Origin of the sequence: Burkholderia sp. BKH01 (assembly GCF_025685725.1) — a bacterium.
GTDB classification, from domain to species: domain Bacteria; phylum Pseudomonadota; class Gammaproteobacteria; order Burkholderiales; family Burkholderiaceae; genus Burkholderia; species Burkholderia pyrrocinia_C.
In genome coordinates, this window is record NZ_JAOTQT010000015.1 from 64,247 (window position 1) to 88,663 (window position 24,417).

Consider the following 24,417-nt stretch of genomic DNA (forward strand, 5'->3'; position numbering starts at 1 on the left):
TTTCACGCAGACGACCGACACATGACCGATAGCCCGACCGACGAGACAATCGTTGAGACGCCGCAAGGGCGTCTCCTTGCGAAACGCTGGCGTGCTCGTCCGGTGCAAGACGCGACGAACACGTCCAGGCCCGCCGCGCCCGAGCCGGCCGCGCCCATCATTCTGCTGCACGATTCGCTCGGCTGCGTCGACCTGTGGCGCGACTTTCCCGCGCAGCTCGCAAACGCCACGCAACGCGACGTGATCGCATACGACCGCCTCGGCTTCGGCCGTTCGGATCGTCATCCGGGGAAGCTCGGCACGACGTTCGTGCGCGACGAGGCCGATCACGCATTCGAAGCCGTGCTCGAGCAACTGCGCGTCGATGCGTTCGTCGCGTTCGGGCACAGCGTCGGCGGCGGGATGGCGGTGAGCTGCGCCGCCGTGCATCCGGAGCGTTGCCGCGCGCTCGTGACGGTCGCCGCGCAGGCGTTCGTCGAGGATCGCACGCTGGCCGGCATTCGCGACGCGGCGCTGCAGTTCGACGAACCGGGCCAGCTCGATCGGCTCGCGCGCTATCACGGCGACAAGGCCGAATGGGTGCTGCGCGCGTGGGTCGACACGTGGCTGTCGCCGGCGTTTCGCGACTGGAATCTCGACGACGACTTGCCGCGCGTGCAATGCGCGACGCTCGCGATTCACGGCGAAGACGACGAATACGGATCCGACGTGCATCCGAAGCGGATCGCCGCGCGCGTCGCGGGGCCGGCGTCGTTCCTGTTGCTCGCCGGATGCGGGCACATGCCGCACCGCGAGCGGACGGACGACGTGCTGGCCGCCGTGGCGGCGTTCCTGCGCGACGCAGGCGCTTGAGCGTCCGACAACCGGCGGGCGTGTGCCCGCCGGCCGTCAGAACGCCAGCTGGATCGCGAGATCGATCGCGAGCAGCGCGATCGAGCAGCCGATGCCGAGGATCACATTCGGCAGCCGATGCTCGAAGTCGCGATCGCGACGCATCGCGGCACCGAGCAGGAAGATCGCCTCGACGACGATCTGCAGCCCGACGAACAGCAGCATCAGCAGATACTCGTAACCCATCTGCTTGAACGCGGCGAATTGCATGCCGTGATCGCGGATCCACTGGCCGACGCGCAGCAATTCATAGACGAACAGCAGGGCGGGAAACAGGTAGCTGATGAAATAGGTCGGCGCGGTGGCGTGCCGTAGTTCGAGGTGGAAGTGCTGATGCGTGGTAGCCATCACGAATCCCTCCTTGCAACGCATGGTTGCGGTCGCGACGGCGGCGCGACAACGTGCGAATTACGGGATTACCCGATGCACCGTGCGCAGCCGTTCGACACCAGCATACTGCTGCGCGGCAAATTTGGCATGCGATGCGTGCATTCGTCGTGAAAATCCGTATGCGCCGCGCGACGCGCTTACCGCGATCTACTTGCCGGATGCGGCGTATCGGCCGGTTGCGTGGCGCCCGAAGCATTCGGCAGCAACCATTCCGGATGCTGTTCCAGATCGCCGGCCAATGCGCGCAGTGCGCTCGACGTGCGTGCGAATTGCGTCAGCGTGCGGTGGACGTTCGATGTGGTCGCACCCTGTTGCACGAGCATCGCCTGCGCGGCCGTGAACGCCTGTCGCGCGGTGCCGAGCGCATCGCGCGCATGCGGCGCGAGTTCGGTATCGAGTTGCGTGAATAGCGCATTGGTGCGCATAAGCGCTGCGTTCAGGTCCGTGCCCATGCGATCGAGCGGCAATCGCGAAAGTGTTCCGGCGATATCGGCAATATGTACGCGCAGCACGTCGAGCGTGCCGGGCACGGTCGGCAACACGATCGGCATGCGGTCCGTATCGACCGAGGCGGGCGGCGCGTGCGGGAACATGTCGAGCGCGACATACGAGCGGTTCGCGATCGGATTGCCGACACGCAACTGTCCGCGCAAACCGCGCGCGACGAGCGTGCGCAGCAGCGCCTTGCCGGCATCGGTGTCGCCGTTGCCGAGCACGTTGCGATAGCGCTGCCCGAGGCGATCGGGGTAAAGCGCGATCGTCACGCGCATCGTGACGCCGCCGCGTGCCGCGTCGTATTCGGTGCCGACCGCCGTCACGTTGCCGAGTTCGATGCCGCGAAAATCCACCGGCGCGCCGACATCGAGCCCGCGCAGCGACCGGTCGAAACGCATCACGACCGGCGCGGCCGGTGCGTTCGGCGTGCGCATCGCGTCGATTTCATCGTCGGCCATGCGAAAGCGCGCGCCGTCCGGCGCCGCGACGTTCGAGGTGCGCCCGGGTGGCGCCGCGAACGCGAGCGCGCCGGCGAGCAGCGCGGCGATCGACGGCGTGCCGAGCCTCATGCCGCCCGCGTCGAGCCGCAGACCGAGACCGCCCGCCTGCCACCAGCGCGCATCGACGTCGACGTATCGATCGAATGGCGCGGCGACGAACACGTCGATCGATACGCCGCGTCCGTCGGCATCGAGCGTATAGCCGGCCACCTGACCGACGCGAGCGCGCCGGTGATAGACCGGCGAACCGATCGCGACCGAGCCGAGCGACGTCGCGCGCAGCGTGTAGTGACGGCCGCCGTTCTCGTTGACGGGCGGCGCGTCGAGCCCGGTGAACGTCGTGCGCGGTTCGCGCGAACTGCCAGTTGCGGCCGCGATATACGAACCGGACAGCACCGAATCGAGACCGGAGAGGCCACCGGGCCCGATGCGCGGCCGCACGATCCAGAAGCGTGTGTCCGCAACCGCCAGGGCCTGCGCGTCGGCGTCCAGTCGCACGTCGATCATCACGCCGGGTTGCCCGCGCAACGCGCGAACGCGCGTGACGCGACCGATTTCGACATTGCGCAGCCGCAGCGTCGATCGGCCGGCTTCCAGCCCGTCGGCGGTCGCGAATGCGATCGTGATCGTCGGCCCGCGGCTGCCGAGCGACGAGATGCCCCATGCGATACAGAACGCGGCGGCCGCGAGCGGCGCGACCCAGAAAATCGCCGCTCGCGGCCAGCGCGCGAGCACCTGCCTGAAACGCGCCAAGGTGCACAGAAGGATGTCAGTCGAACTGCGCGACGAGTGCATCGGCGCCCTTGTCGATGCCGGTCTTTGCCGCGCTCAGCGCGCCGAAACTCGCGCCGATGTTCATCGCATTCGGATACTGCTTCGTCACGTACGCGTTGATCAACCGGTTCGTCGATGCATCGCGGATCTCCACCGCGTAGATGACCGAGCCCGTGAATGCGCCTTCGCGGCCGCGGATCGCCTGCACGCCGTTGTACACGTTGCCCGCGAGATCGAAATGCGCGAATGTGCCGGCAAATGTCGTCGTCGTCACGGCGCCCGTCAGCGTCAGCTTCACGCGCAGCGTGTCGGGACCCGGCGCGCTCGTCAGCTCGAAGCGCTTGCCGAGCTTCTTCGCGAACGTGTCGCCCATGTACGTCGCGAGTGTCGACTTGTCCTGGTCGCTCAGGTCGCCGAACTGATGGTCGGTGCCGCGATAGACGGCCACCGGGTCGAGAATCAGCTTTCGGTACTTGTGCCAGTCCGCCGGCAGCGCGTAGCGGTAGGGCACGCGCCCGGACTTGTCCTGCGGATCGCTGCGCAGGTAGGGCGACGATTCGATGCCGCTGTAGCGGGTGGGCTGGACGCCTGCGCATCCGGCGAGCGCGACGCAAAGCGCGGCGTTGAGCAGGTGGCTGGGCTTGATCGATCGGTTCATTTGATGCTCCGGGTCGGGGTTCGCGCCGGTAGAGCCGGTGCGAAGGGGGGGTGCAACAGGGCGGCATCGCCGCTCGGGGTTCTTGAAAAAAGCCAACCAGACGGTTTGTTTTTGACGCGCAATCACCGCATGAATCGACGGAGCGGCAAGCCGGCCGGCAGCGTCTATCGGTCGGCCAGCCTTGCCACAGGCGGCATTCGCGCCGCGCCATGCGGTGCGCGACGCGGGCCGTCATCCGGCCGGGGCCGATGCGGGAGCCGATCGTAGCACCGCCATTTCAAGATGTAAACCGACCAGGCGGTTTGTTTGTGATAGACTCCGCGCACTTCCTTCATGCGGTCATGCCGGTTCGGCGCGATCGTGTGGCGTTTTTTCATACCGGGGAAAGTTCATGGATAACCCGACGCGTTCCGAGCGAACGCGCACTGCCGCGATCCAGGCGGCGCTCGCGATCCTCGAGCGCGACGGCCCGGGCAAGCTCACGTTCGATGCGATCTCGCGCGAAAGCGGCATCAGCAAGGGCGGGCTGATGCATCAGTTCCGCACGAAAGGCGATGTGCTGAATGCGTTGATGGAACATCAACAGGACTACTACCAACGATTCCAGCGCGATTACCTGGCCGCGCGGGATCCGCGCGAAGCGCAGCCGACGCTGTCCGCGCAGATCGCGACGATGCGCGAAGTGATCGACCAGCAGCCGTCGGCCGCGCTCGCGATCATGGCGGCGCTAGTCGAGGATCCGGCGCCGCTGCAGCAGGTTCGGGATACCGACGGCGAGAACGCGAAGCGCATTGCGGCCGAATCCGACGATCCCGATCTTGCGCTGCTGCGATGGAAAGCGGCCTGGGGGCTCGCGCTATCGGCGATGTTCGGGCTGTGCCCGCTGTCGGCCGACGAGCGCGCGCGGCTGTTCGACCGGCTGCTCGACGAGACGCAATGGCCGTCGGGCGGCGGTAATGCCGCGAAGCGCAGTGTGCCGGCGGCGAAAGCGTCGCGGAAGAAATGAAGCGAGCGTTTGCCGCATGCGGTGCGGCGGTCGCCCGTTTCGGGCGCTCGCTGCTCGCGGTCGTGCTCGGGCAATTGTGAGCCGCCGGTGAGCCGTGAGCCGGTGAGCTTGTGAGCGCCCGACCGGCGCCTTGCACTGCTCAGCGTTGCGCTTGCGCGCCTTCAATAAACAACTTCGCGACCGACTGGAACTCCCGTTTCAGCGACAGCCCCGGCACGGTCAGCCAGCGCAACATCGCCGCGAGATACAGGTGATGGAACCACGTCGCGAGCTGGTCGGCCCGCAGCGTTGCGTTCAGTTCGCCGGACTGCTGCCCCGCGGCGATCAGTTGCTGCCACACCAGCGCGATATCGCTGCCGTTCTCCCCGCCGTTTTCAGGTTCGACCGCACCGATGCTCAGGAAGCGGTGCCGCAGATACGCGAGCAGGTACACCGGATGCTGCTCGCACCACGCAGCCGATGCGTCGAGCACACAGCCGATGCGCGACGCAAAGGTCTTGCGCCGCGCGACGTCGCGCTGCAGATGCGCGAGGTCACGCGCGAGCTCGCCTTCGAGCCAGTGCGCGAGCACGGCTTCCTTGGTCGGAAAATGGTTGTACAGCGTGCGCTTCGCGACATCGGCCTGCGCGGCGATCTGCTCCATCGTGACGGCTTCGTAGCCGTGCGCGTCGAACAGGCGCGCGCCGGTGGCGGCGAGATGCGCGAGCATCTGGATGCGCTTGCGCGCGCGGCGGCCCGGATCGTCGGTCGGAATCGGCATGGCAGGAGGATCGACTTAAAGTGCACGAATTACATTAGTATACGACGTGCATTTTTTTAGGTCCACCTGTTCCCGTCGACGGGAACGAGGAGTCGCGCATGAAGCTTGTCATCGCCACCTACGGCACCGAAGGAGACACGCGCCCGCTCGCGGCGCTCGGCCGCGCGCTGATGGATGCCGGCCACGATGTCCGGCTGCTGGCCGATGCCGCGACGCTTGGCTCGGCTGACGCGCTCGGCGTGCCGTCGGCGCGGTTGTCCGGCGATATCCGCCGCGCGATCGCGCCGGACGGTGCGTTGTCGGACGCGGTGCGCGGGAGCGGCGGTTTCAACGACACGTCGAAGGCGCTCGCGGCGATCGCGAATGCGAACACGGCCGCATGGATGCGCGAAATCGCGGACGCATCGGCCGGTTGCGATGCGATCCTCGTGTCCGGGCTCGCGTCGTTCGTCGGGTTGTCGGTTGCCGAATTTCGCCGCGTGCCGGCGATCGGCACCGGCATGATCCCGATCACGCCGACCGCCGAATTCGCGTCGCCGTTCCTGCCGCCGGGCAAGCTGCCGCGCTGGCTGAACCGTGCGAGCCACCGGTTCGTCAACGCACTGTTGTGGCAGGCGTTCAGGAAAGCGACGAATGCGGCGCGCGCAAGCGTGTGCGCGCTGCCGCCGCGCAAGCAGGTGTGGACCGATCATCCGATGCTGTACGGCGTGTCGCCGGCGCTGCTGTCCGGCCCGGCGGATTGGCCGTCGCAGGTGCTCGCATGCGGCCAGTGGCGTATCGATGCGCGCGCATGGGCGCCGCCGCCTGAACTTTCCGCCTTTCTCGAATCGGGCGATCCGCCGGTATACATCGGCTTCGGCAGCATGGCCGGCTTCGACCGCGCGGCGATGGCGGGCGCGCTGGTGCGTGCGCTCGGCGGCCGGCGCGCGCTGTTCTATCCGGGCTGGAGCGGCATCGATGCGTCGCTGTTGCCGGCGCACGTACGCATGATCGGCGACACACCGCACGACTGGCTGTTCCCGCGCGTGTCGATGGCGATCCATCACGGCGGATCGGGCACCACGCATTCGGCCGCGCGGGCCGGCATTCCGTCGATCGTCGTGCCGTTCGCGGGCGATCAGTTCTTCTGGGCGAACCGGCTGCGGCGGCTCGGCGTCGCGGATGGGCCGGTCGCGGGGCGGCGCGTGGACGCTGCCGCGCTTGCTCGGGCGATCGCCTTTGCCGAACGTGGCGACACGAAAGCGCGCGCAACGGAACTCGGCGAGCGCATCGAGCAGGAGGACGGCTTGAAGCTTGCGGTCAGCGCGATCGAGCGATGGGGGCGGCCCGGCGCGCGGTGAGCCAGCGGGTCAGAAATGCCCGGTGAACCGGTAACGGCTGCCCGGGTGCCACAGGTTGGCTACCGACGCGACCAACCCTTGCGACCACGTGCGCCGATGCAGCAGCAGGCACGGCTCGCGGTCGTCCATCGTCAGATGGCGGCGCGTTTCGGCGTCGGGCATCGCGGCCTCGATCCGGTATTCCACACGCTGCAACGGTGCGACGCGCGTCAGGTACTGGTTCGGCGTCGTCGTCGTGAAGTCCTGCAACGCGTATTCGGGTGCGCAGGTCGGATTGACCCAGCGTTCCTCGAGCTGCACGGGCGTGTCGTTCTCGAAATGCAGCACGCGCGAATGGAAGATCGGGCTGCCGGTGTCGATTTGCAGCTCGTCGGCGAGCTTCGCATCGGCGACGGCCGCGCCGACCTGCAGCACCTGCGCGCGATAGCCGTGGCCGCGCGCGGCGACTTCGTCCGAGATGCTGCGGATCGCGACGAGCGTCGATTCGTACTTCGGCGATGCGACGTACGTGCCCGAGCCGCGCGTGCGCGTGAGCACCTGTTCGGCCGTCAGCTCGCGCAGCGCGCGGTTGACGGTCATCCGCGCGACGTTGAATTCGCGCGCGAGCTCGTTCTCCGACGGCACCTGGTCGCCTTCCGCCCACTCGCCGGCATGAATGCGCGCGAGGATGAAGTCCTTGATTTCCTGATAGATCGGTGTGGTCATGGGATCACGATTCGAGAGTCGGCAGCGGCCCGCCGCCGAATGCCGATCCGGCGCGCGCCCGGCGCCGAGTGTACCGGTTTCGCGGGCGCGCGGGCCCGGATTCCACGAATGATCCCTGTTCGGCCGGCGCGCGTCCATGCGGGATTGCACAGAGCGGCCGGCCGTCGATGGCCGGCGCGCGGTCAGAACCGATGCCGGATGCCGACCGTCGCGACCACCTGCGTGTTCGTCGACGAAGCCGCGAGCCCCGTGACGTTCGCGAACCCGAGCGGCGCGCCCGACGGCACGCCGAACTGGTGCTGGTACACGGTTTCCGCATACACGTCGGTGCGCTTGCTCAGCGCGTAGTCGGCCATCAGCGTCACCTGGTGCCATTTCGGCCGGTGGCTGCCGGTTGCGTCGTCGTAGCGGCCTTCGGTGAACGTGTAGGCGCCCGCGAACGAGACCGCCGGTGTCAGCGCATAGCGCGCGTTGATCTCGTAGTTGTCGAAGCGCAGCGCGTTCAGCGCGCCGGGCAGCGACGACGCGGCCGTTTCGTCGAACATCGAATGCGTCCAAAGCGCGCCGACCGTCAGCCGGTCGAACGCATAGCTGCCGCCGGCGCCCATCACGCGCTGGCGTACCGCCGGGAAGTTCGGCGCGTCGTTCGTCGACAGCGCCCCACCGTCCGTCAACCCACCGCGGTTGAGCTGCAGGTACGCGGCGCCGAGGCTGACCGGCCCGTTCGCATACGACACGCCCGCGCTGTACGCACGGTTGTTCGCGAAGCTGCCGGCCGCGTTGCTGAACCCGTACAGGCCGCCGAACTGCCAGCCGGCGAGCGTCGGGCTCGTGTATTTCACCGCGTTGTCGATGTAGAACGAATCGTCGATGTTGTCGTTGTCGAACGGATGCGATGCGAGGTTGTTGCCGTCGCCGTTGTTTGCCATTGCCAGCGGGCCGAGATAGTCGACCACGGAGTCGTATTGCCGGCCGAGCGTCAGCGCGCCGTATTGGTCGCTTTGCAGGCCGACGTACGCGCGGCGGCCGAACATCGAGTTTCGGTAGGACTGCGTGCCGTTGTTCAGGTTGAAACCGTTCTCGAGGCGGAACAGCGCATGCAGGCCACCGCCGAGATCTTCGCTGCCGCTCAGCCCGAAGACCGTATTCGACAGCAGGCCACTGCCTTGCTGCCATACGCTCTTGCCCGACTGGTTGTTCGTATAGGCGATACCGGCATCCAGCATCCCGTAGAGCGTGACGCTGCTTTGCGCATGCGCGGCGGCGCTGAAGAACGCGACAGAGAGGGTACCGACGACTGCTTTTTTCATTGTTTGTGCTTCCTGGGAAAGGCCCGTAACGACGGGAACGACGATCCGACGCGCGCGTCGGCCGCGAACGCGCGCGGTTCGTGAAGAACCGCGTGCGTTCGTGCCGGCTGCGTGCGTTCGGATCGATGAAAGGGTGGCGTCGCGCGGCCGAAATGGCTGCCGGCTAGTGCTGCAACAAGCGGATCGTGCCGAACTCGGCGGCCGGCAGCAGGCGGAGGATCGCCATGATGGCCGGCGACGCCTGCGACCGCGCGACTTCCAGTTCGATGCACGCGCGCCCGGTGCGCTTGTCGATCGCGGCCGTGTAGAAATTGAGCGCGGCGCCGACAGCCTGATGCAACAGGCGCCGCACGACGGCGAGATTGTCCGATTCGACGCGGATCGACAGCAGCACGAGGTCGTCCGCGGGGCACCGGCGCCGCGAACGAACGGGCGGCAGATCGCGTGAAGCAGCGGATTCGGTTCTGGTCGGTTTCATGCGTTCATCCCCGGGTCGCATCGTGCTCCGCACCGCGGAGATCTCGTGTTGGACATGGCGCTCATTCTAGGAATCGCCGTGACGATACGGTGTATAGACTCGAACCGGCCGTGAAAAGAACGCATAAAAACACCGCGCCAACCGGTTTCTGTCTTTACAGCTTTTTTATTCCCCGTAAGGAAATTGAACACCGCTTTGATACGCGGATTTCTACACTGTCGCATCCCATTCGCCAGATGAGCATGGGGGCGTCATCCGGGCCCGCGCCGACACGGCAAGGGTCGATACGCCGACGATCGCGTGGATATTCCGCGCATACGAACAAAAAGGGGAAAGCCATGTTGTGGATCACCGGCGCGTTATCGATCGCGCTCTTTATCTATCTGTTTCATGCATTGATCAAGCCCGAGCGGTATTGATCGGCGCGATTCAACAGGAATTCGAAAATATCGGTGAATGTCATGAGCGATCTGCTTTTCGTATTGTTCACGCTTGCGTTTTTTGCACTGACGGCCGGTTTCATCACCGGCCTCGACCGGATCTGAGCGAGCGTCGACATGTTTAACAACTTCATTCAATTCGCGATCGTTCTCGCGATCATGCTGGCGCTGGTGCCCGTCGTCGGGAAATGGCTTGCGCACGCCTTTACGAGCCCGCGCCACGCGTGGGTCGAACGCCGCACCTATGCGCTGCTCGGCGTGAATCCCGACGAAGCGATGCCGTGGCAGCGTTACGGGATGGTGCTGCTGCTCAGTAATGCCGGGATGATGCTGCTCGGCTATCTGCTGCTGCGCATCCAGGACGCGCTGCCGTTCGATGCGCTGCAGCGCGCCGCGCAAAGCCCCGACCTCGCGTTCAACACGGCCGCGTCGTTCATCACGAACACGAACTGGCAGGCGTATGCGGGCGAGAGCAGCCTGTCGAACTTCTCGCAGATGGCCGTCATCACGTTCCTGATGATGGTCAGCGCCGCAACCGGCATCGCGGCCGCGGGCGGCTTCATCCGCGGGTTGAGCCGCAAGAGCGCGGCCGACATCGGCAACTACTGGGTCGATTTCACGCGCGTGACCTATCGCGTGCTGCTGCCGCTCAGCTTCGCGATGGCGCTCGTGTACGTGTGGCAGGGCATGCCGCAGACGCTCGCGTCCGACGCGTGGGCGACCACGCTCGAAGGCGCGCGCCAGCAGATCGTGATGGGGCCTGTCGCGAGCCTCGAATCGATCAAGCACATCGGCACGAACGGCGGCGGCTTCTTCAGCATGAACGCCGCGCATCCGTTCGAGAACCCGACGCCGCTCACCAACACGTTGCACATGCTGTCGATGCTGCTGATTCCGTCCGCGCTGACCTATACGCTCGGCACGATGATCGGCCGGCGCCGCCAGGGCCGGGTGATCCTCGGCGCGTTCGTCGTGATGTTCGTCGGCTTCCTGGCCGTGATCTATCAGGCCGAGCAGCACGGCAACCCACTGCTGACCGGGCTCGGCGTCGACCAGCAGATGAGCGCCGTGCAGCCGGGCGGCAACATGGAAGGCAAGGAGATGCGCTTCGGCATCGCGCAGACGAGCCTGTTCGCGACCGTCACGACGGCGGCGACCACCGGCTCGGTCGACGCGATGCACGACTCGCTGACGCCGCTCGGCGGACTCGTGCCGATCGCGCAGATGATGCTGAACAACGTGTTCGGCGGCGACGGCGTCGGGCTGATCAACCTGTTCACGTTCGCGATCCTCACGGTGTTCCTCGTCGGGATGATGATCGGCCGCACGCCGGAATTCCTCGGCAAGAAGATCGAGGCGCGCGAGATGAAGCTCGTGATGCTCGCGGTGCTCGCGCATCCGTTCAGCATCCTCGGCTTCACCGCGCTGGCCGCGATGCTGCATTCGACGCTGGACAGCCTCGCGAACCTCGGGCCGCACGGCTTCAGCGAAGTGCTGTACGCGTACACGTCGGGCACGGCCAACAACGGCTCCGCGTTCGCGGGCCTGAATGCGAACACGCCGTTCTTCAACACGACGATCGGCTTCGCGATGCTGATCGGCCGCTACCTGACGCTGCTGCCGATGCTCGCGGTCGCGGGCAGCCTCGCCGCGAAGAAGAGCGTGCCCGAAAGCGCCGGCACGCTGTCGACGTCGACGGGCCTGTTCGCCGGCCTGCTGATCTTCGTGATCCTCGTCGTCGGCGGTCTCACGTTCCTGCCCGCGCTCGCGCTTGGCCCGGTCGTCGAGCACCTGCTGATGTCGGGCGGCCAACTGTTCTGAGGGAAACATCATGATTCAACGCAATCACCAGGCAGCGGCCGTCGCCGCGCCGGCACCCGGTTCTTCGTTCGGCGCGGCGACGCGCGGCCTCGTGCGGCCCGTGATCGCATCGTCGGTGCTGTTCATGCTCGCGACGGGCATCGCGTATCCGCTGCTCACCACGGGTGTCGCGAACGTGCTGTTCCCGGCGCAGGCGCGTGGCAGTCTCGTCGAGCGCAACGGCACGACGATCGGCTCGGCGGTGATCGGGCAGCACTTCACGCGCGCCGGCTACTTCCATTCGCGTCCGAGTGCGACGGTCGGCGCCGATCCGGCCGATCCGTCGAAGACGGTCGACCAGCCGTACAACGCGGCCGGCAGCGGCGCGAGCAACCAGGGCGCGACCAGCAAGAAGCTGCTCGCGGACATCGCGCAGCGCGTGCGTGCGTACCGCCACGAGAACGCGCTCGCCGACGGCACGCCGGTGCCGGCGGATGCCGTCACCGCGTCCGCGTCGGGGCTCGATCCGGAGATCTCGGTCGCGAACGCGCGGCTGCAGGCGGCGCGGGTCGCCCATGCGCGCGGCGTCGATGCCGTGCAGGTCGCGGCGCTGGTCGACCGTATCGCATCGCCGCGCCAACTGGGCGTGCTCGGCGAACCGCGCGTGCGCGTGCTCGACCTGAATCTCGCGCTCGACCGCGCATTCGGCGCTCGGAAAGAGCAGGAATAACGGAGTCATTCATGTCCCATATCGAAACCCCGATCAACCCCGCGGCCATGCCGATCGGCGGCATGCCGCCGATGCGCTGGACGGCCGTGCTGCGCGAGGCGTTCCGCAAGCTCGCACCGCGCGTGCAGTTGAAGAACCCGGTGATGTTCGTCGTCTATCTCGGCAGCATCGTCACGACCGTGCTGTGGCTGCAGGCGCTGACCGGCGCCGCCGACGCGCCGGCCGGCTTCATCTTCGCGGTCGCGTGCTGGCTGTGGTTCACCGTGCTGTTCGCGAACGCGGCCGAGGCGCTGGCCGAAGGGCGCGGCAAGGCGCAGGCCGATGCGCTGCGCGCGGCGCGCAAGCGCGTGTACGCGAAGGTGCTCGACGAGCCGAAGCAATACGGCAGCACCAGCCATCGCGTGCCGAGCGACGAACTCGCCGCCGGCAGCATCGTGCTCGTCGAGGCCGGCGACACGATTCCGGCTGACGGCGAAGTGATCGACGGCGTCGCGTCGGTCGACGAATCGGCGATCACCGGCGAATCGGCGCCGGTGATCCGCGAATCGGGCGGCGATTTCTCGTCGGTGACGGGCGGCACGCGCGTGCTGTCCGACTGGATCGTCGTGAAGATCACCGCGCAACCCGGCGAAGCGTTTCTCGACCGGATGATCGCGATGGTCGAAGGCGCGAAACGCGGCAAGACGCCGAACGAGATCGCGCTGACGATCCTGCTCGTCGCGCTGACGATCATCTTCCTGCTCGTGTGCGTGACGCTGCTGCCGTTCTCGCAATTCAGCGTGCTGCTGAACGCATCGGGTGCGGCCGTGAGCCTGACCGTGCTGATCGCGCTGCTCGTTTGCCTGATCCCGACGACGATCGGCGCGCTGCTGTCGGCGATCGGCATCGCCGGGATGAGCCGCATGATGCGTGCGAACGTGCTCGCGACGTCGGGCCGCGCGATCGAGGCGGCCGGCGACGTCGACGTGCTGCTGCTCGACAAGACCGGCACGATCACGCTCGGCAACCGCGAGGCCGTGCAGTTCCGGCCGGCGCCCGGCGTGGACGAGCGCGCGCTGGCCGAGGCCGCGCAACTGTCGTCGCTGGCCGACGAGACACCCGAAGGGCGCTCGATCGTCGCGCTCGCGAAGCAGCGCTTTTCGCTGGAGGTAGCCGCAATCGATGGCGGCATCGCGGTGCCGTTCAGCGCACGTACGCGGATGAGCGGCCTCGATATCGGCGAGCGGCAGGTGCGCAAGGGCGCGGCGTCGGCGATCCGCGCGCACGTCGATGCGCTCGGCGGCGCGTTTCCGCATGCGGTCGAGACGGCCGTCAACGACATCGCGCGGCGCGGCGGCACGCCGCTCGTCGTTGCCGACGGCTTGCGCGTGCTGGGCACGATCGAGCTGAAGGACATCGTCAAGCACGGGATCGGCGCGCGCTTCGCCGAGTTGCGCAAGGTCGGCGTGAAGACCGTGATGATCACCGGCGACAACCGGCTGACCGCTGCCGCGATCGCGGCGGAAGCCGGTGTCGACGACTACCTTGCCGAAGCGACGCCCGAGGACAAGCTGCGGCTGATCCGCGAGCACCAGGCGAAGGGCCATCTCGTCGCGATGACGGGCGACGGCACCAACGACGCGCCCGCGCTCGCGCAGGCCGACGTGGCCGTCGCGATGCACAGCGGCACGCAGGCGGCGAAGGAGGCGGCCAACATGGTCGACCTCGACAGCAACCCGACGAAGCTGATGCAGGTGGTCGAAGTCGGCAAGCAGATGATCATGACGCGCGGCGCGCTGACCACGTTCAGCGTCGCCAACGATCTCGCGAAGTACTTCGCGATCATCCCGGCCGCGTTCGTCGCGACGTATCCGGCGCTCGGCGCGCTGAACGTGATGGGGCTGCACAGCCCGACGTCGGCGATCCTGTCGGCGGTGATCTTCAATGCGCTGATCATCGTCGCGCTGATTCCGCTCGCGCTGAAGGGCGTGAAGTATCGCGCGGAGCCGGCCGGGAAGCTGCTCGCGCGCAACCTGCTGATCTACGGCGTGGGCGGAATCGTCGCACCGTTCATCGGCATCAAGCTGATCGACATGCTGTTGACGCCGTTTATCTGACCGAACGCGCCGTCGCGGCCCCGCTCACGCCTTCGCGGCGTGCGCGGGGCCGTTCGGCGTTTCAATTGCCGGAAGCGATCATGGATGCGAATGTGGACGTGAACGAAGCGAATCGACGGGCGAGGGTGCCGCTGGAAACCGCGTCGGGCCGCGACCGCTGGCGGCGTGTGCTGCGTGCGTGCGCTGGGGTGGCCGACCACATCGCGGGCGCCGGGCCCGATACGCGGCCGGGGCTGGCCGTGCGCGAAGCACGCCCGCGCACGCGCGTGTGGGCGTCGCAGTACGCGGCGCCGCTGCTGTGGGCCACGCTCGTCTGCGCGCTGGCGACGCTCGCGGCGAGCGCGCTGCTGCGTGTGTTCGACCTGTCGAACGTCGTGATGCTGTTCCTGATGACCGTCGTGCTGATCGCGTTGCGGCTCGGCCGGCTGGCCGGCGCGTGGGCCGCATTCGTCTGCGTCGGCTGCTTCGACTTCTTCTTCGTCGAGCCGCGATTGTCGTTCGCGGTGTCCGATACGCAGTACGTGTTCACGTTCGCGCTGATGCTGGCCGTCGCGCTCGCGATCGGCCAGCTCGCGGCGCGCCTGCGCGCGGAGGCGCGCGCCGCGCGTGCGAACGAGAAGCGCTCGGCCGCGCTCGCGCGGGTCGCGCACGATCTGTCGGCCGCGATCGAGACCGAGCAGATCGCATCGATCTGCACCGGCACGATTGCGCCGCTGCTCGGCGTGCGCGTCGCGCTCGTGCTGCCCGACGAGAACGACCGGCTGATGCCGACGCAACACGCAGGCTTCGTGGAAACGCCGATCGCGCGCTGGGCGTACGAGCACGCGCGCGGCGCCGGGTGCGGGATCGCGCCGTTCGAGCGCGCGGCCGCGCAGTATCTGCCGCTGAAGGCGCCGATGCGCGTGCGCGGCGTGCTCGTGCTGTTCGGCGACGCGCAGCCGGTGCCGACGGACCCCGACGATCGCCGCCTGATCGACGCGCTGTGCTCGTCGATCGCGATGGCGCTCGAACGCGTGCACTACGTCGACGTCGCGCAGCACACGCTCGTCCGGATCGAAGGCGAGCGGTTGCGCAATGCGCTGCTGGCCGCCGTGTCGCACGACCTGAAGACGCCGCTCACCGCGATTCGCGGGCTCGCCGAGACGCTGGAGCGGCCGGAACGTCTGGCGGACGGGCAGCCGGCGGCGCTCGCGCACGGCATCCGCAATCAGGCCGAGGCCCTGCACGGGCTCGTCGTGAACCTGCTCGACCTCGCGCGGATGCAGAGCGAAGGCGTGCGGCTCAATCGCGAGTGGCACATGCTCGACGAGATCGTCGGCAGCGCGCTCGCGCATTCGGCCGGCGTGCTGGCCGGCCGTGACGTGAGCGCCGACTTGCCCGCCGACCTGCCGCTGATCGACGTCGACGCGCTGCTGATCGAGCGCGTGCTGATGAACCTGCTCGACAACGCCGCGAAGTACGCGGGCGCGGACGCGGCCGTGGCGGTGCGCGCGCGCGTGTTCGGCGAAACGCTCTATGTGTTCGTCGAGGACGACGGGCCCGGCTTCGTCGCGCGCAACACCGAGCCGCTGTTCGAGCCGTTCGAGCGCGAACGCAAGGAATCGTCGATCAGCGGCGTGGGGCTCGGGCTCGCACTGTGCCGCAGCATCGTCAACGCGCACGGCGGTTCGATCCGCGCGGTGCCGCTCGATCCGCACGGCGCGCGGTTCGAGATTCGACTGCCATTGGGCGCGCCGCCCGACATCGAACACGAGAGCCGGACATGATCAGATCGCGCGTACTTATCGTTGAAGACGAAGCGGATATTCGCCGTTTCGTCCGGATGGCGCTGGAACAGGAAGGGCTCGACACCTGCGAGGCGTCGACGGCCCGCGAGGCGCGGATGTATGCGTCGAGCAGCAAGCCCGATCTCGTGATCGTCGATCTCGGGTTGCCGGACGACGACGGCAAGACGTTCATCCGCGAACTGCGCGAGTGGTCGACGGTGCCCGTGATCGTGCTGTCGGCGCGGCAGCAGGAAGTGGAGAAGGTCGCGGCGCTCGACGCGGGCGCGGACGATTACCTCGCGAAGCCGTTCGGCGTGCCCGAACTGCTCGCGCGTGCGCGTGCGCTGTTGCGGCGCGCGGCGTTCGTGCAGGCCGACGGGCAAGCGTCGTCGGTCGTGCGGTTCGGCGACGTGACGGTCGATCTCGGCCGGCATGAAGTCGTGCGCGGTGGCGAGCCCGTCCATCTGACGCGCCTCGAATTCCGGCTGCTCGCCGCGCTGATCCGCGCGCGCGGCGGCGTGATTGCCGCGCGACAACTGCTGGCCGAGGTCTGGGGCATTCACGACGCGGATCGCGCGCACTACGTGCGCGTGTACATGACGAACCTGCGGCAGAAGCTCGAACCCGTTCCGGCGAGGCCACGGCACCTGCTGACGGAACTGCAGTTCGGCTACCGGCTGGTCGGACTGGAAACCGTCGGCGCGGCTCGCGAGGTCTAGACAGGTGGCGCGTCCCCTTTGGCCGCTCCCGGACGCGTCAAGAAAGCCGGAATTCAGCATCGCGTAACCAATAGGTAATTGAAAATTAAGGAAAATTGCGTTCGATGGCCATAATCATCCGACAATTAGAGATAAACACGGATTGCTGGCGATACCTGTGAAAAGGCAAAGTTGTATGTACAACTTGGGGCGTCGCCTGGCAGGGCGATTCCCGGGTTGGAAGGGGTCGCGGCGGAGTTCGCCGTGCCGGCAGCGCCGGTACGGGCCGCCCGGCGGGACCCCTGCCCAGTTCGCCTCTGACAGGAACACCATGAAGAAACTCGCGCTCAGTATTGCCCTTGCCTGCATCGCGGTCGGTGCCCACGCCAAGGATTGGTCGACGATCCGGTTCGGCGTCGACGCCAGCTATCCGCCGTTCGAATCGAAGGACGCAAGCGGCAAGGTCGTCGGCTTCGACGTCGATCTCGGCAACGAGATCTGCGCTCGCCTGAAGGCGAAATGCGTGTGGATCGAGAACGACTTCGACGGGATGATTCCGGCGCTGAAGGCGAAGAAGTTCGACGGCGTGCTGTCGTCGATGTCGATGACGCCGGCGCGCGCCGAGCAGATCGCGTTCTCCGACAAGCTGTTCAACACGCCGACGCGCCTCGTCGCGAAGAAAGGCGCGAACCTGCAGCCGACGGCCGAATCGCTGAAGGGCAAGTCGGTCGGCGTCGAGCAGGGCACCATTCAGGAAACCTACGCGAAGGCGTACTGGGCGCCGAAGGGCGTGCAGGTCGTGCCTTATCAGAACCAGGACGGCGTGTACCAGGACCTGATGTCCGGCCGCCTCGACGCGGCGCTGCAGGACGCGGTTCAGGCCGACATCGGCTTCCTGAAGACGCCGCGCGGCGCGAACTTCGATTTCGCCGGCAAGGATATCGACGATCCGAAGACGCTCGGCAACGGCGCGGGTATCGGCCTGCGCAAGGACGACGCCGACCTGAAGGCGAAGATCGACCACGCGATCGCCGACATCATCAAGGACGGCACGTACAAGAAGCTCGAGAAGAAATACTTCGCGTTCGACGTCTACGGCGGCTGAACGTCCATGCGGCGCGCATCGGCTGCGGTGCGCGCCGCGTCTGTTGCCGGGCGCCGCCCGCGTCACGGGATGCGTCGGGCTTGATGAGCAGGTTGCATCAGGTAGTGCGTAGATATCGTTTGATGCGCGGTTAATGGCTATTAACAATCCAGCCACATCGTTCTGGATCCCTTATATGATCTTCCAAGGATTTGGCCCGCTGCTGTGGGCCGGCACGGTCGAGACCGTGAAGCTCGCGGTGCTGTCGCTTGCCGCGTCGCTCGTGCTGGGGCTCGCCGGCGCGGGCGCGAAACTGTCGACCAACCGTGTGCTCAAGTCGATCGGCACCTTCTATACGACGCTGATCCGCGCGGTGCCGGACCTCGTGCTGATGCTGCTGCTGTTCTACGGGATCCAGATCCTGCTGAACAACGCGACCGACCTGATCGGCTGGGACCAGATCGACATCGACCCGTTCGTGGCCGGCGTCGTGACGCTCGGCTTCATCTACGGCGCGTATTTCACCGAGACGTTCCGCGGCGCGTTCCTCGCGGTGCCGCGCGGCCAGCTCGAAGCAGGCTTCGCGTACGGAATGGGCGGCTGGCGCGTGTTTCGCCGCATCCTGTTCCCGCAGATGATGCGCTTCGCGCTGCCCGGCATCGGCAACAACTGGCAGGTGCTCGTGAAAGCCACCGCGCTCGTGTCGATCATCGGCTTGGCCGACGTGGTCAAGGCGTCGCAGGACGCGGGCAAGAGCACGCTCGATTTCTTTTTCTTCACGCTGGCCGCGGGCGCGATCTACCTCGCGATCACGACGGTATCCAACGTCGTGCTGCACCACCTCGAGAAGCGCTATTCCGTCGGCGTCCGGAGGCTCGCACTGTGATCGAACTCGTCAGCCAGTACTGGCAAAGCTATCTGTACACCGACGGCTACCGCTTCAGCGGCCTCGCGATCACGCTGTGGCTGCTGGTCGTGTCGATCGCGCTCGGTTTCGCGCTCGCCGTGCCGCTCGCGATCGCGCGCGCATCGTCGAACCGCTGGATTTCGGGCCCCGTGTGGCTCTATACGTATGTGTTCCGCGGCACGCCGCTCTACGTGCAGCTGCTGATGTGCTACACGGGCATCTACAGCCTTCAGGTCGTGCACAACCACGTGCTGCTCGATACGTTCTTCCGCAACGCGATGAACTGCACGCTGCTCGCGTTCGTGCTGAACGAATGCGCGTATGCGACGGAGATCTTCGCGGGCGCGATCAAGGCCACGTCGGCCGGCGAGATCGAGGCCGGGCTCGCGTACGGGATGTCGCGCTTCAAGCTCTATACGCGGATCATCGTGCCTTCCGCGCTGCGCCGCTCGCTGCCGAGCTACAGCAACGAGGTGATCCTGATGCTGCACGCGACCACGCTCGCGTTCACCGCGACCGTGCCCGACATCCTGAAGGTCACGCGCGACGTCAATTCGGCGACGTACATGTCGTTCCAGGCCTACGGCATCGCAGCCGTGCTGTACGCCGCCGTCGTGTTCGCGCTCATCTGGGCGTTCCGCAAGCTCGAGACGCGCTGGCTCGCGTACCTCTCGCCGCGCGGCCACTAATGCATTCGCAAGGAAGGACCAAGCATGTACAAGCTCACCGTTGACAACCTGCACAAGAAATTCGGCGACAACGAGGTGTTGAAGGGCGTGTCGATGAAGGCGAAGGCCGGCGACGTGATCAGCATCATCGGCTCGAGCGGCTCCGGCAAGAGCACGTTCCTGCGCTGCATCAACTTCCTCGAGCAGCCGTGCTCGGGGCAGATCACGATCGGCAGCGAGCCGATCCAGACCACGCGCGATCGCAACGGGGCGCTGCGCGTGGCCGACCAGAAGCAGCTTCAGCGGATGCGTACGAAGCTGTCGATGGTGTTCCAGCACTTCAACCTGTGGGCGCACATGACGGTGCTGGAGAACGTGATCGAGGCGCCGATGGCCGTGCTCGGGATCGGCAAGGACGAAGCGATCGCGCGGGCCCGCAAGTATCTGGAGAAGGTCGGCCTCGCGCCGCGCGTCGAGGGCATGTATCCGTCGCACCTGTCGGGCGGCCAGCAGCAGCGTGTCGCGATCGCGCGCGCGCTCGCGATGGAGCCGGAAGTGATGCTGTTCGACGAGCCGACGTCGGCGCTCGATCCGGAACTCGTCGGCGAGGTGCTGAAGGTGATGCAGAAGCTCGCCGAGGAGGGCCGCACGATGGTCGTCGTCACGCACGAGATGGGCTTCGCCCGCAACGTGTCGAATCACGTGATCTTCCTGCATCAGGGGAAGATCGAGGAGGAAGGGAATCCGCAGGAGATTCTCGTGAATCCGAAGAGCGAACGGCTCGGGCAGTTCTTGTCGGGTCGGTTGAAGTAGGCAGCGTTGCGCATCGCTCGTGACATCGCCCGTGAAGCTGCAATGGCGTCACGGGCGATGCGGAGATTGAAGTACGCTTACAGTTGCGCGAGCGCGTCCGTCAAAGGCCGCTGCGCGACACGCATGAGCGGTAACCCGCATGGCTTCGCGCCGTCGCAAACTGGAACGCAAAATGCTTGTCAGGCTTGATCCTTTCGATGAAGGAGCACCACGATGAGCACACCGACCGCCACCGCCTTTTCCCACGTGAAGCCGCACGAAACCGCGTATCAAGGCGAGGGCCTGCGCGACTTCTTCCTGTATCGCGATCTCGGCATCGCGGCCGCGACGAACGGCAAGGTGGTCGCGCAACTCGTCAGGGCGAATCATGCACCGACGGCGGGCACCGGCTGGCACCGTCACGAGGCCGAGTTCCATATCGTGTTCATGCTGAAGGGTTGGGCGCGTTTCATGTACGGCGAGCAGGAAACGCTGGTGTCCGCCGGAGACTGCGTGCATCAGGCTCCAGGGATCGTTCATTACCTGTTCGACTACTCGCCGGACATGGAGTATCTGGAGATCGTCGGGCCCGCCGATTTCAAGTCGATCGACGTCGAAGGGCCGTGCGCCGTGCCCGCGCCGACGCCGTGGGGAGAGACGGGCGCGTAGCTGCCCGGTTTCCCGACGCGCGCATGCGCCGACCGACGTGCACCGTGCGCACGTTCGCGACAAACCGCCTTCGGGCGGTTTTTTGTTGATCCTTCCCGGAATTTTCCGCTTGCTCCGCCGACACCGGCGGCTTGCTTTCCCCTTCGATCCGATCATTCGAATTCCGTAGGATCGCGAAGCTGAAGATCCGGAAAGAAAGGAAAGATATTCGTCAGCTTCGCGTGACGGATTGTTACGCGGTGTCAAAGATCGTCAATTGCGGGCTGCGCGGTGCACGGCCTGTCGACGGCCGGCGTTAAGGAGGTACCAGCCGGATCACCGGCTGCTCTACCCGGGAGAAATCCATGAAGCGCATCGCGAAGATCCTGACGGCCACCGCAGTGGCTTGCGCCGTTCTCGCTCCGGCGCTTGCCGAAGCCCATTCGCACCGTGTGTGCCACTACGACCATCACCACCATCGCGTGTGCCGCTGGGTGCGGTAACCGGGATTTCCCTCGGGTACGCCCGAGACGCATTGATCATTCAGGCAAATCAGGAGAGGAATATGAAAAAGACGATGTTGATCGCCGCGCTGGTCGCCGGCATGGGTGTGTCGATCGGTGCGTTCGCGCAGGTTCCGGCCAGCGCGCCGGCCGGCACGACCGGTCTGTGCAAGGACGGTTCGTTCTACTCGGGCGCATCGAAGAAGGGCGCGTGTGCGGGCCATAAGGGCGTGAAGACCTGGTACGGCGCATCGTCGGCGGCAGCAGCCAGCGCGCCGGCCGCGATGGCGCCGGCAACGGCGGCTTCCGCTGCCGCTGCGTCCGGTGCCGCGCCCGCGAAGAGCGCCTCCGCGACGACCGCCGCTGCTGCGCCGGGCGGTGGCGCGGGCAAGGTGTGGGCCAACGACAGCACGAAGGTCTATCACTGCTCGACCGACAAGTACTACGGCAAGACGAAGCACGGCAGCTACATGTCGGAAGCGGATGCGAAGGCGAAGGGCTTCCATGCGTCGCACGGCAAGGCCTGTTCGTAACGCAAGCCGGGCGCGCGGGTTCATTCGCTCGCGCGTCGCCTGAAGGCTGCTGGAAATCACGCCCCGCCATCCCGGCGGGGCGATTCATTTGCGACGCCAGTCGTTGCGTCGTTGCCCGGATTCAGTGGGCGTGATGCGATGAGGGTTCGACGGTCCCCGCATCGTGTTCGGTTGCGCGCGCATCGAGCAGCGCGCGCAGCGTGACGTAGTGCGTGCCGTTCGCATTGCCTTCCGCATCCGCGGTGCGATCGTACGGTTCGTTGTCGTGGATCGTCGCGCGCACGATCGGATAGATCTGCGTTTCCCATCGGCTGCCGTTGAACACGCCGTAATGGCCCGCGCCCGTCTGCACATGGTGCGTCTTCAGATACGGCGGCAACCCCGAACACAGCTCCTGCGCGGCCACCGTCTGGCCCACCGCGCAGATATCGTCCTTCTCGCCTTCGATCGTCAGCAGCGCGGTGCGGTGAATCGCCGCCGGTTCGACGAGCCTGTCGCCCACCGTCAGTTCGCCGCGCGCGAGCGCGTATTGCTGGAACACCTTCTCGACCGTCTCCAGATAGAACTCCGCGGTGAGGTCGGCCGTCGCGAAGTATTCGTCGTAGAAGTGCCGCAGCGTGTCGGCTTTCGCGGGGTCGCCTTTCGCGCGCTCGTAATACAGGTCGGCGAACGACGCCGCATGCCGGTCGGGGTTCATCGACATGAACGCGCCGACCTGCACGAAGCCCGGATACACGCACCGCTGCGCACCGACGAAACCCGCCGGCACCACACTGATCAGGTTCTTCGCGAACCACTCGATCGGCTGGCTCGTGGCGAGCGCGTTGACCTTCGTGGGATTCACGCGGCAGTCGATCGGGCCCGCCATCAGCGTCAGGCTCGCGGGCTGCGCCGGATCGCCGCCGGCCGCCATCAGCGCGACCGCCGCGAGCGCGGCGACGGTCGGCTGGCAGATCGCAAGCACATGCGTGTCCGGGCCGATCTGGCGAATGAAGTCGATCACGTGCGTGACGTATTCGTCGAAACCGAAGCGCCCGGCCGTCAGCGGGATGTCGCGCGGGTTGTGCCAGTCGGTGATGTACACGTCGTGGTCGGCCAGCATCGTGTGCACCGTGCCGCGCAGCAGCGTCGCGAAATGCCCGGACATCGGCGCGACGATCAGCACGCGCGGCTGTCGCGCGACCGGCCGCGCCTTGCGGAAATGCAGCAGCGTGCCGAACGGCGTGGCCGCTGCCGCTTCCTCGACGATCGGCACCGTTTCCCCGTCGACGGCGATCGACGCGATCCCGAACGGCGGACGCCGATGCGAGAACGCGCAGCATTCGAGCAGTTCGCACAGTGCGTCGAGCATGCGGCCCGTCGGCGTTGACGTAGATGGGGGCCACAGCGACATCGTCGCGCGCGTGGTCGCAGCCCATGCGCGCGCCGGCCGCAGGCATTCGGCAGACCATTGGTAAAACGGGTAGGCAAGCAGGTTCATGGCCATCGCTCGTTGCGCTGCGTTGCATTGAACGAGGCAAGGCGTGTGCCAGCACGTAGCTGGCACGCGCGTTGCACGCAGTTCGGGAGTGCAGCGGTTCAGGCGGCACGCGACGACCGGCAGCCGAACGCGACGCGTTGCCGCGCCGGTCTCGCGAGCGGCCCGTGCCGCGACGCGGTGCGGCGCTGCGCCAGTTCGGCGAATGCGTCGCACAGGCGTGGTGCGGGTGACGGGTGCGGCGTCCGCTTTCGGTGCAGGGGCACGAACGGCTTTCAGCAGGGGAGCGACATGGAATCAACCGAACTGACGACGCTGACCATCAGCAGCCGCAATTACTCGTCGTGGTCGATGCGCGGCTGGCTGCTCACGAAGCTCAGCGGGCTTCCGTTCGAGACCGTCAGCGTGCCGATCGATGCCGCGTCGCGCGCGGAGCTGCTGCTGCTGTCGCCGTCGATTCTCGTGCCATGCCTGACGCACGACGGCAACAAGGTGTGGGATACCCTCGCGATCGCCGAATACCTGAACGAAATCCGGCCGCAGGCGCGGCTGCTGCCTGAAGGCCGGCGTGCGCGCGCGCATTGCCGGTCGATCTGCGGCGAGATGCATTCCGGTTTCAGCGCGCTGCGCTCCGCGCTGCCGATGAACCTGCGCGCGCATTTCCCCGGCTTCCGGATCTGGTCGCGCGCGCAGCACGACATCCAGCGGATCGTGACGATCTGGCACGAGTGTCTGGCCGCGTACGGCGGCCCCTGGCTGTTCGGCGCGGAGATCGGCGTTGCCGACGCGATGTATGCGCCGGTCGTCACGCGCTTCCTGACCTACGACGTGAAGCTGGAACCGGAAATCGCCGAGTACTGCATGCGTGTGCTCGCGCATCCGTTCGTCGCCGAGTGGATCGACGCGGCGAAGGCGGAGCAGGAAGACATCGACGAACTCGACATGGAGTTTTGATGCGCGCGATCGCG

The 24,417-nt window shown here is 66.7% G+C and carries 25 protein-coding genes; 17 read left to right on the forward strand and 8 right to left on the reverse strand.

All coding sequences use genetic code 11. The annotated features are described in order from the left end of the window. The first annotated feature begins 21 nt into the window (after window positions 1–21). Complete coding sequence (locus OEJ37_RS21425; protein ID WP_263345441.1) at window positions 22–852, forward strand: alpha/beta fold hydrolase; 831 nt, start codon at window positions 22–24, stop codon at window positions 850–852. Between the two features lie 36 nt (window positions 853–888). Here OEJ37_RS21425 and OEJ37_RS21430 read toward each other — a convergent pair whose 3' ends face one another. The 3 genes from OEJ37_RS21430 to OEJ37_RS21440 form a co-directional block, all read right to left on the reverse strand. Continuing rightward, window positions 889–1,239 carry a hypothetical protein gene (locus OEJ37_RS21430; RefSeq protein WP_174420157.1) on the reverse strand — a complete coding sequence of 117 codons (351 nt, stop codon included), beginning with the start codon at window positions 1,237–1,239 and terminating at the stop codon, window positions 889–891. 179 nt (window positions 1,240–1,418) lie between these two features. Beyond that, on the reverse strand, window positions 1,419–3,029 hold the full coding sequence (locus tag OEJ37_RS21435) for an intermembrane transport protein PqiB (RefSeq protein WP_263345444.1): 1,611 nt from the start codon (window positions 3,027–3,029) through the stop codon (window positions 1,419–1,421). Between the two features lie 16 nt (window positions 3,030–3,045). Continuing rightward, complete coding sequence (locus OEJ37_RS21440) at window positions 3,046–3,708, reverse strand: DUF3313 domain-containing protein (RefSeq protein ID WP_263345446.1); 663 nt, start codon at window positions 3,706–3,708, stop codon at window positions 3,046–3,048. 391 nt (window positions 3,709–4,099) lie between these two features. On the opposite strand from OEJ37_RS21440, the gene OEJ37_RS21445 reads away from it, so the two are divergent. Beyond that, complete coding sequence (locus tag OEJ37_RS21445; RefSeq protein WP_175917571.1) at window positions 4,100–4,714, forward strand: TetR family transcriptional regulator; 615 nt, start codon at window positions 4,100–4,102, stop codon at window positions 4,712–4,714. 139 nt (window positions 4,715–4,853) lie between these two features. Here OEJ37_RS21445 and OEJ37_RS21450 read toward each other — a convergent pair whose 3' ends face one another. Continuing rightward, complete coding sequence (locus OEJ37_RS21450; RefSeq protein ID WP_174420153.1) at window positions 4,854–5,474, reverse strand: TetR/AcrR family transcriptional regulator; 621 nt, start codon at window positions 5,472–5,474, stop codon at window positions 4,854–4,856. Between the two features lie 98 nt (window positions 5,475–5,572). Between OEJ37_RS21450 and OEJ37_RS21455 the strand changes: the two genes are divergently transcribed. Next, the gene (locus tag OEJ37_RS21455; RefSeq protein WP_263345449.1) at window positions 5,573–6,814 is read left to right on the forward strand and encodes a glycosyltransferase; all 1,242 of its coding nucleotides are present in this window, start codon (window positions 5,573–5,575) and stop codon (window positions 6,812–6,814) included. A 9-nt stretch (window positions 6,815–6,823) separates the two neighbouring features. Here the strand turns inward: OEJ37_RS21455 and hutC are convergent, their stop codons facing one another. The 3 genes from hutC to OEJ37_RS21470 form a co-directional block, all read right to left on the reverse strand. Then, a complete protein-coding gene (gene hutC / locus OEJ37_RS21460) occupies window positions 6,824–7,519 on the reverse strand; it encodes a histidine utilization repressor (protein ID WP_174420151.1) in 696 nt (231 codons plus the stop codon). Window positions 7,520–7,701: 182 nt separating this feature from the next. Beyond that, complete coding sequence (locus tag OEJ37_RS21465) at window positions 7,702–8,829, reverse strand: porin (RefSeq protein ID WP_263345451.1); 1,128 nt, start codon at window positions 8,827–8,829, stop codon at window positions 7,702–7,704. Window positions 8,830–8,992: 163 nt separating this feature from the next. Then, a complete protein-coding gene (locus OEJ37_RS21470; RefSeq protein WP_217443157.1) occupies window positions 8,993–9,307 on the reverse strand; it encodes a hypothetical protein in 315 nt (104 codons plus the stop codon). A gap of 110 nt (window positions 9,308–9,417) precedes the next feature. Between OEJ37_RS21470 and kdpF the strand changes: the two genes are divergently transcribed. From kdpF to OEJ37_RS21535, 13 genes are all read left to right on the forward strand, one after another. Then, the gene (kdpF, locus tag OEJ37_RS21475; RefSeq protein WP_208459172.1) at window positions 9,418–9,726 is read left to right on the forward strand and encodes a K(+)-transporting ATPase subunit F; all 309 of its coding nucleotides are present in this window, start codon (window positions 9,418–9,420) and stop codon (window positions 9,724–9,726) included. Window positions 9,727–9,864: 138 nt separating this feature from the next. Beyond that, window positions 9,865–11,568, forward strand: coding sequence for a potassium-transporting ATPase subunit KdpA (gene kdpA / locus OEJ37_RS21480; protein WP_263345454.1), 1,704 nt, complete (start codon window positions 9,865–9,867; stop codon window positions 11,566–11,568). Window positions 11,569–11,578: 10 nt separating this feature from the next. Beyond that, window positions 11,579–12,277 carry a potassium-transporting ATPase subunit KdpC gene (gene kdpC, locus OEJ37_RS21485; protein ID WP_217443156.1) on the forward strand — a complete coding sequence of 233 codons (699 nt, stop codon included), beginning with the start codon at window positions 11,579–11,581 and terminating at the stop codon, window positions 12,275–12,277. A 47-nt stretch (window positions 12,278–12,324) separates the two neighbouring features. After that, the gene (gene kdpB / locus OEJ37_RS21490; protein WP_263345590.1) at window positions 12,325–14,373 is read left to right on the forward strand and encodes a potassium-transporting ATPase subunit KdpB; all 2,049 of its coding nucleotides are present in this window, start codon (window positions 12,325–12,327) and stop codon (window positions 14,371–14,373) included. Window positions 14,374–14,453: 80 nt separating this feature from the next. Continuing rightward, the gene (locus tag OEJ37_RS21495) at window positions 14,454–16,139 is read left to right on the forward strand and encodes a DUF4118 domain-containing protein (protein WP_263345457.1); all 1,686 of its coding nucleotides are present in this window, start codon (window positions 14,454–14,456) and stop codon (window positions 16,137–16,139) included. Continuing rightward, entirely contained in the window at window positions 16,136–16,858 is a 723-nt protein-coding gene (locus OEJ37_RS21500; protein ID WP_174420147.1) for a response regulator, read from the forward strand. Before OEJ37_RS21495 ends, OEJ37_RS21500 begins: the two co-directional genes overlap by 4 nt. Window positions 16,859–17,168: 310 nt before the next feature. Next, window positions 17,169–17,942, forward strand: a complete 774-nt coding sequence (locus tag OEJ37_RS21505; protein WP_034182159.1) for an ABC transporter substrate-binding protein — start codon at window positions 17,169–17,171, stop codon at window positions 17,940–17,942. 175 nt (window positions 17,943–18,117) lie between these two features. Then, a complete protein-coding gene (locus OEJ37_RS21510; protein WP_174420146.1) occupies window positions 18,118–18,807 on the forward strand; it encodes an ABC transporter permease in 690 nt (229 codons plus the stop codon). Further along, on the forward strand, window positions 18,804–19,517 hold the full coding sequence (locus OEJ37_RS21515) for an ABC transporter permease (RefSeq protein ID WP_258283195.1): 714 nt from the start codon (window positions 18,804–18,806) through the stop codon (window positions 19,515–19,517). Before OEJ37_RS21510 ends, OEJ37_RS21515 begins: the two co-directional genes overlap by 4 nt. Window positions 19,518–19,541: 24 nt before the next feature. Continuing rightward, window positions 19,542–20,309 (forward strand): ABC transporter ATP-binding protein, encoded by a 768-nt coding sequence (locus OEJ37_RS21520; protein ID WP_152862146.1) that lies wholly within the window; start codon window positions 19,542–19,544, stop codon window positions 20,307–20,309. Between the two features lie 213 nt (window positions 20,310–20,522). Then, window positions 20,523–20,957, forward strand: a complete 435-nt coding sequence (locus tag OEJ37_RS21525) for a cupin domain-containing protein (RefSeq protein ID WP_263345461.1) — start codon at window positions 20,523–20,525, stop codon at window positions 20,955–20,957. A 344-nt stretch (window positions 20,958–21,301) separates the two neighbouring features. Further along, entirely contained in the window at window positions 21,302–21,439 is a 138-nt protein-coding gene (locus tag OEJ37_RS21530; protein WP_175917578.1) for an HHHH-motif protein, read from the forward strand. Between the two features lie 62 nt (window positions 21,440–21,501). Then, entirely contained in the window at window positions 21,502–21,972 is a 471-nt protein-coding gene (locus OEJ37_RS21535) for a DUF3761 domain-containing protein (protein ID WP_047901531.1), read from the forward strand. Between the two features lie 121 nt (window positions 21,973–22,093). Here OEJ37_RS21535 and OEJ37_RS21540 read toward each other — a convergent pair whose 3' ends face one another. Beyond that, entirely contained in the window at window positions 22,094–23,452 is a 1,359-nt protein-coding gene (locus tag OEJ37_RS21540) for a polyhydroxyalkanoate depolymerase (protein ID WP_175943403.1), read from the reverse strand. 288 nt (window positions 23,453–23,740) lie between these two features. Between OEJ37_RS21540 and OEJ37_RS21545 the strand changes: the two genes are divergently transcribed. Further along, window positions 23,741–24,403, forward strand: a complete 663-nt coding sequence (locus OEJ37_RS21545) for a glutathione S-transferase family protein (protein ID WP_174420141.1) — start codon at window positions 23,741–23,743, stop codon at window positions 24,401–24,403. Window positions 24,404–24,417: the final 14 nt, after the last annotated feature.

What these genes read in the sequence shown, in the direction of transcription:
- kdpB (WP_263345590.1), top strand. Translation starts at nt 12,325, where the DNA reads ATGCCGATCGGCGGCATGCCGCCGATGCGCTGGACGGCCGTGCTGCGC.
- OEJ37_RS21510 (WP_174420146.1), top strand. Translation starts at nt 18,118, where the DNA reads ATGATCTTCCAAGGATTTGGCCCGCTGCTGTGGGCCGGCACGGTCGAG.
- OEJ37_RS21545 (WP_174420141.1), top strand. Translation starts at nt 23,741, where the DNA reads ATGGAATCAACCGAACTGACGACGCTGACCATCAGCAGCCGCAATTAC.
- OEJ37_RS21500 (WP_174420147.1), top strand. Translation starts at nt 16,136, where the DNA reads ATGATCAGATCGCGCGTACTTATCGTTGAAGACGAAGCGGATATTCGC.
- OEJ37_RS21470 (WP_217443157.1), bottom strand. Translation starts at nt 9,307, where the DNA reads ATGAAACCGACCAGAACCGAATCCGCTGCTTCACGCGATCTGCCGCCC.
- OEJ37_RS21445 (WP_175917571.1), top strand. Translation starts at nt 4,100, where the DNA reads ATGGATAACCCGACGCGTTCCGAGCGAACGCGCACTGCCGCGATCCAG.
- OEJ37_RS21430 (WP_174420157.1), bottom strand. Translation starts at nt 1,239, where the DNA reads ATGGCTACCACGCATCAGCACTTCCACCTCGAACTACGGCACGCCACC.
- OEJ37_RS21525 (WP_263345461.1), top strand. Translation starts at nt 20,523, where the DNA reads ATGAGCACACCGACCGCCACCGCCTTTTCCCACGTGAAGCCGCACGAA.
- OEJ37_RS21440 (WP_263345446.1), bottom strand. Translation starts at nt 3,708, where the DNA reads ATGAACCGATCGATCAAGCCCAGCCACCTGCTCAACGCCGCGCTTTGC.
- OEJ37_RS21535 (WP_047901531.1), top strand. Translation starts at nt 21,502, where the DNA reads ATGAAAAAGACGATGTTGATCGCCGCGCTGGTCGCCGGCATGGGTGTG.
- OEJ37_RS21425 (WP_263345441.1), top strand. Translation starts at nt 22, where the DNA reads ATGACCGATAGCCCGACCGACGAGACAATCGTTGAGACGCCGCAAGGG.
- OEJ37_RS21495 (WP_263345457.1), top strand. Translation starts at nt 14,454, where the DNA reads ATGGATGCGAATGTGGACGTGAACGAAGCGAATCGACGGGCGAGGGTG.
- OEJ37_RS21540 (WP_175943403.1), bottom strand. Translation starts at nt 23,452, where the DNA reads ATGAACCTGCTTGCCTACCCGTTTTACCAATGGTCTGCCGAATGCCTG.
- OEJ37_RS21455 (WP_263345449.1), top strand. Translation starts at nt 5,573, where the DNA reads ATGAAGCTTGTCATCGCCACCTACGGCACCGAAGGAGACACGCGCCCG.
- OEJ37_RS21520 (WP_152862146.1), top strand. Translation starts at nt 19,542, where the DNA reads ATGTACAAGCTCACCGTTGACAACCTGCACAAGAAATTCGGCGACAAC.
- hutC (WP_174420151.1), bottom strand. Translation starts at nt 7,519, where the DNA reads ATGACCACACCGATCTATCAGGAAATCAAGGACTTCATCCTCGCGCGC.
- OEJ37_RS21465 (WP_263345451.1), bottom strand. Translation starts at nt 8,829, where the DNA reads ATGAAAAAAGCAGTCGTCGGTACCCTCTCTGTCGCGTTCTTCAGCGCC.
- OEJ37_RS21530 (WP_175917578.1), top strand. Translation starts at nt 21,302, where the DNA reads ATGAAGCGCATCGCGAAGATCCTGACGGCCACCGCAGTGGCTTGCGCC.
- kdpC (WP_217443156.1), top strand. Translation starts at nt 11,579, where the DNA reads ATGATTCAACGCAATCACCAGGCAGCGGCCGTCGCCGCGCCGGCACCC.
- kdpA (WP_263345454.1), top strand. Translation starts at nt 9,865, where the DNA reads ATGTTTAACAACTTCATTCAATTCGCGATCGTTCTCGCGATCATGCTG.
- OEJ37_RS21505 (WP_034182159.1), top strand. Translation starts at nt 17,169, where the DNA reads ATGAAGAAACTCGCGCTCAGTATTGCCCTTGCCTGCATCGCGGTCGGT.
- OEJ37_RS21450 (WP_174420153.1), bottom strand. Translation starts at nt 5,474, where the DNA reads ATGCCGATTCCGACCGACGATCCGGGCCGCCGCGCGCGCAAGCGCATC.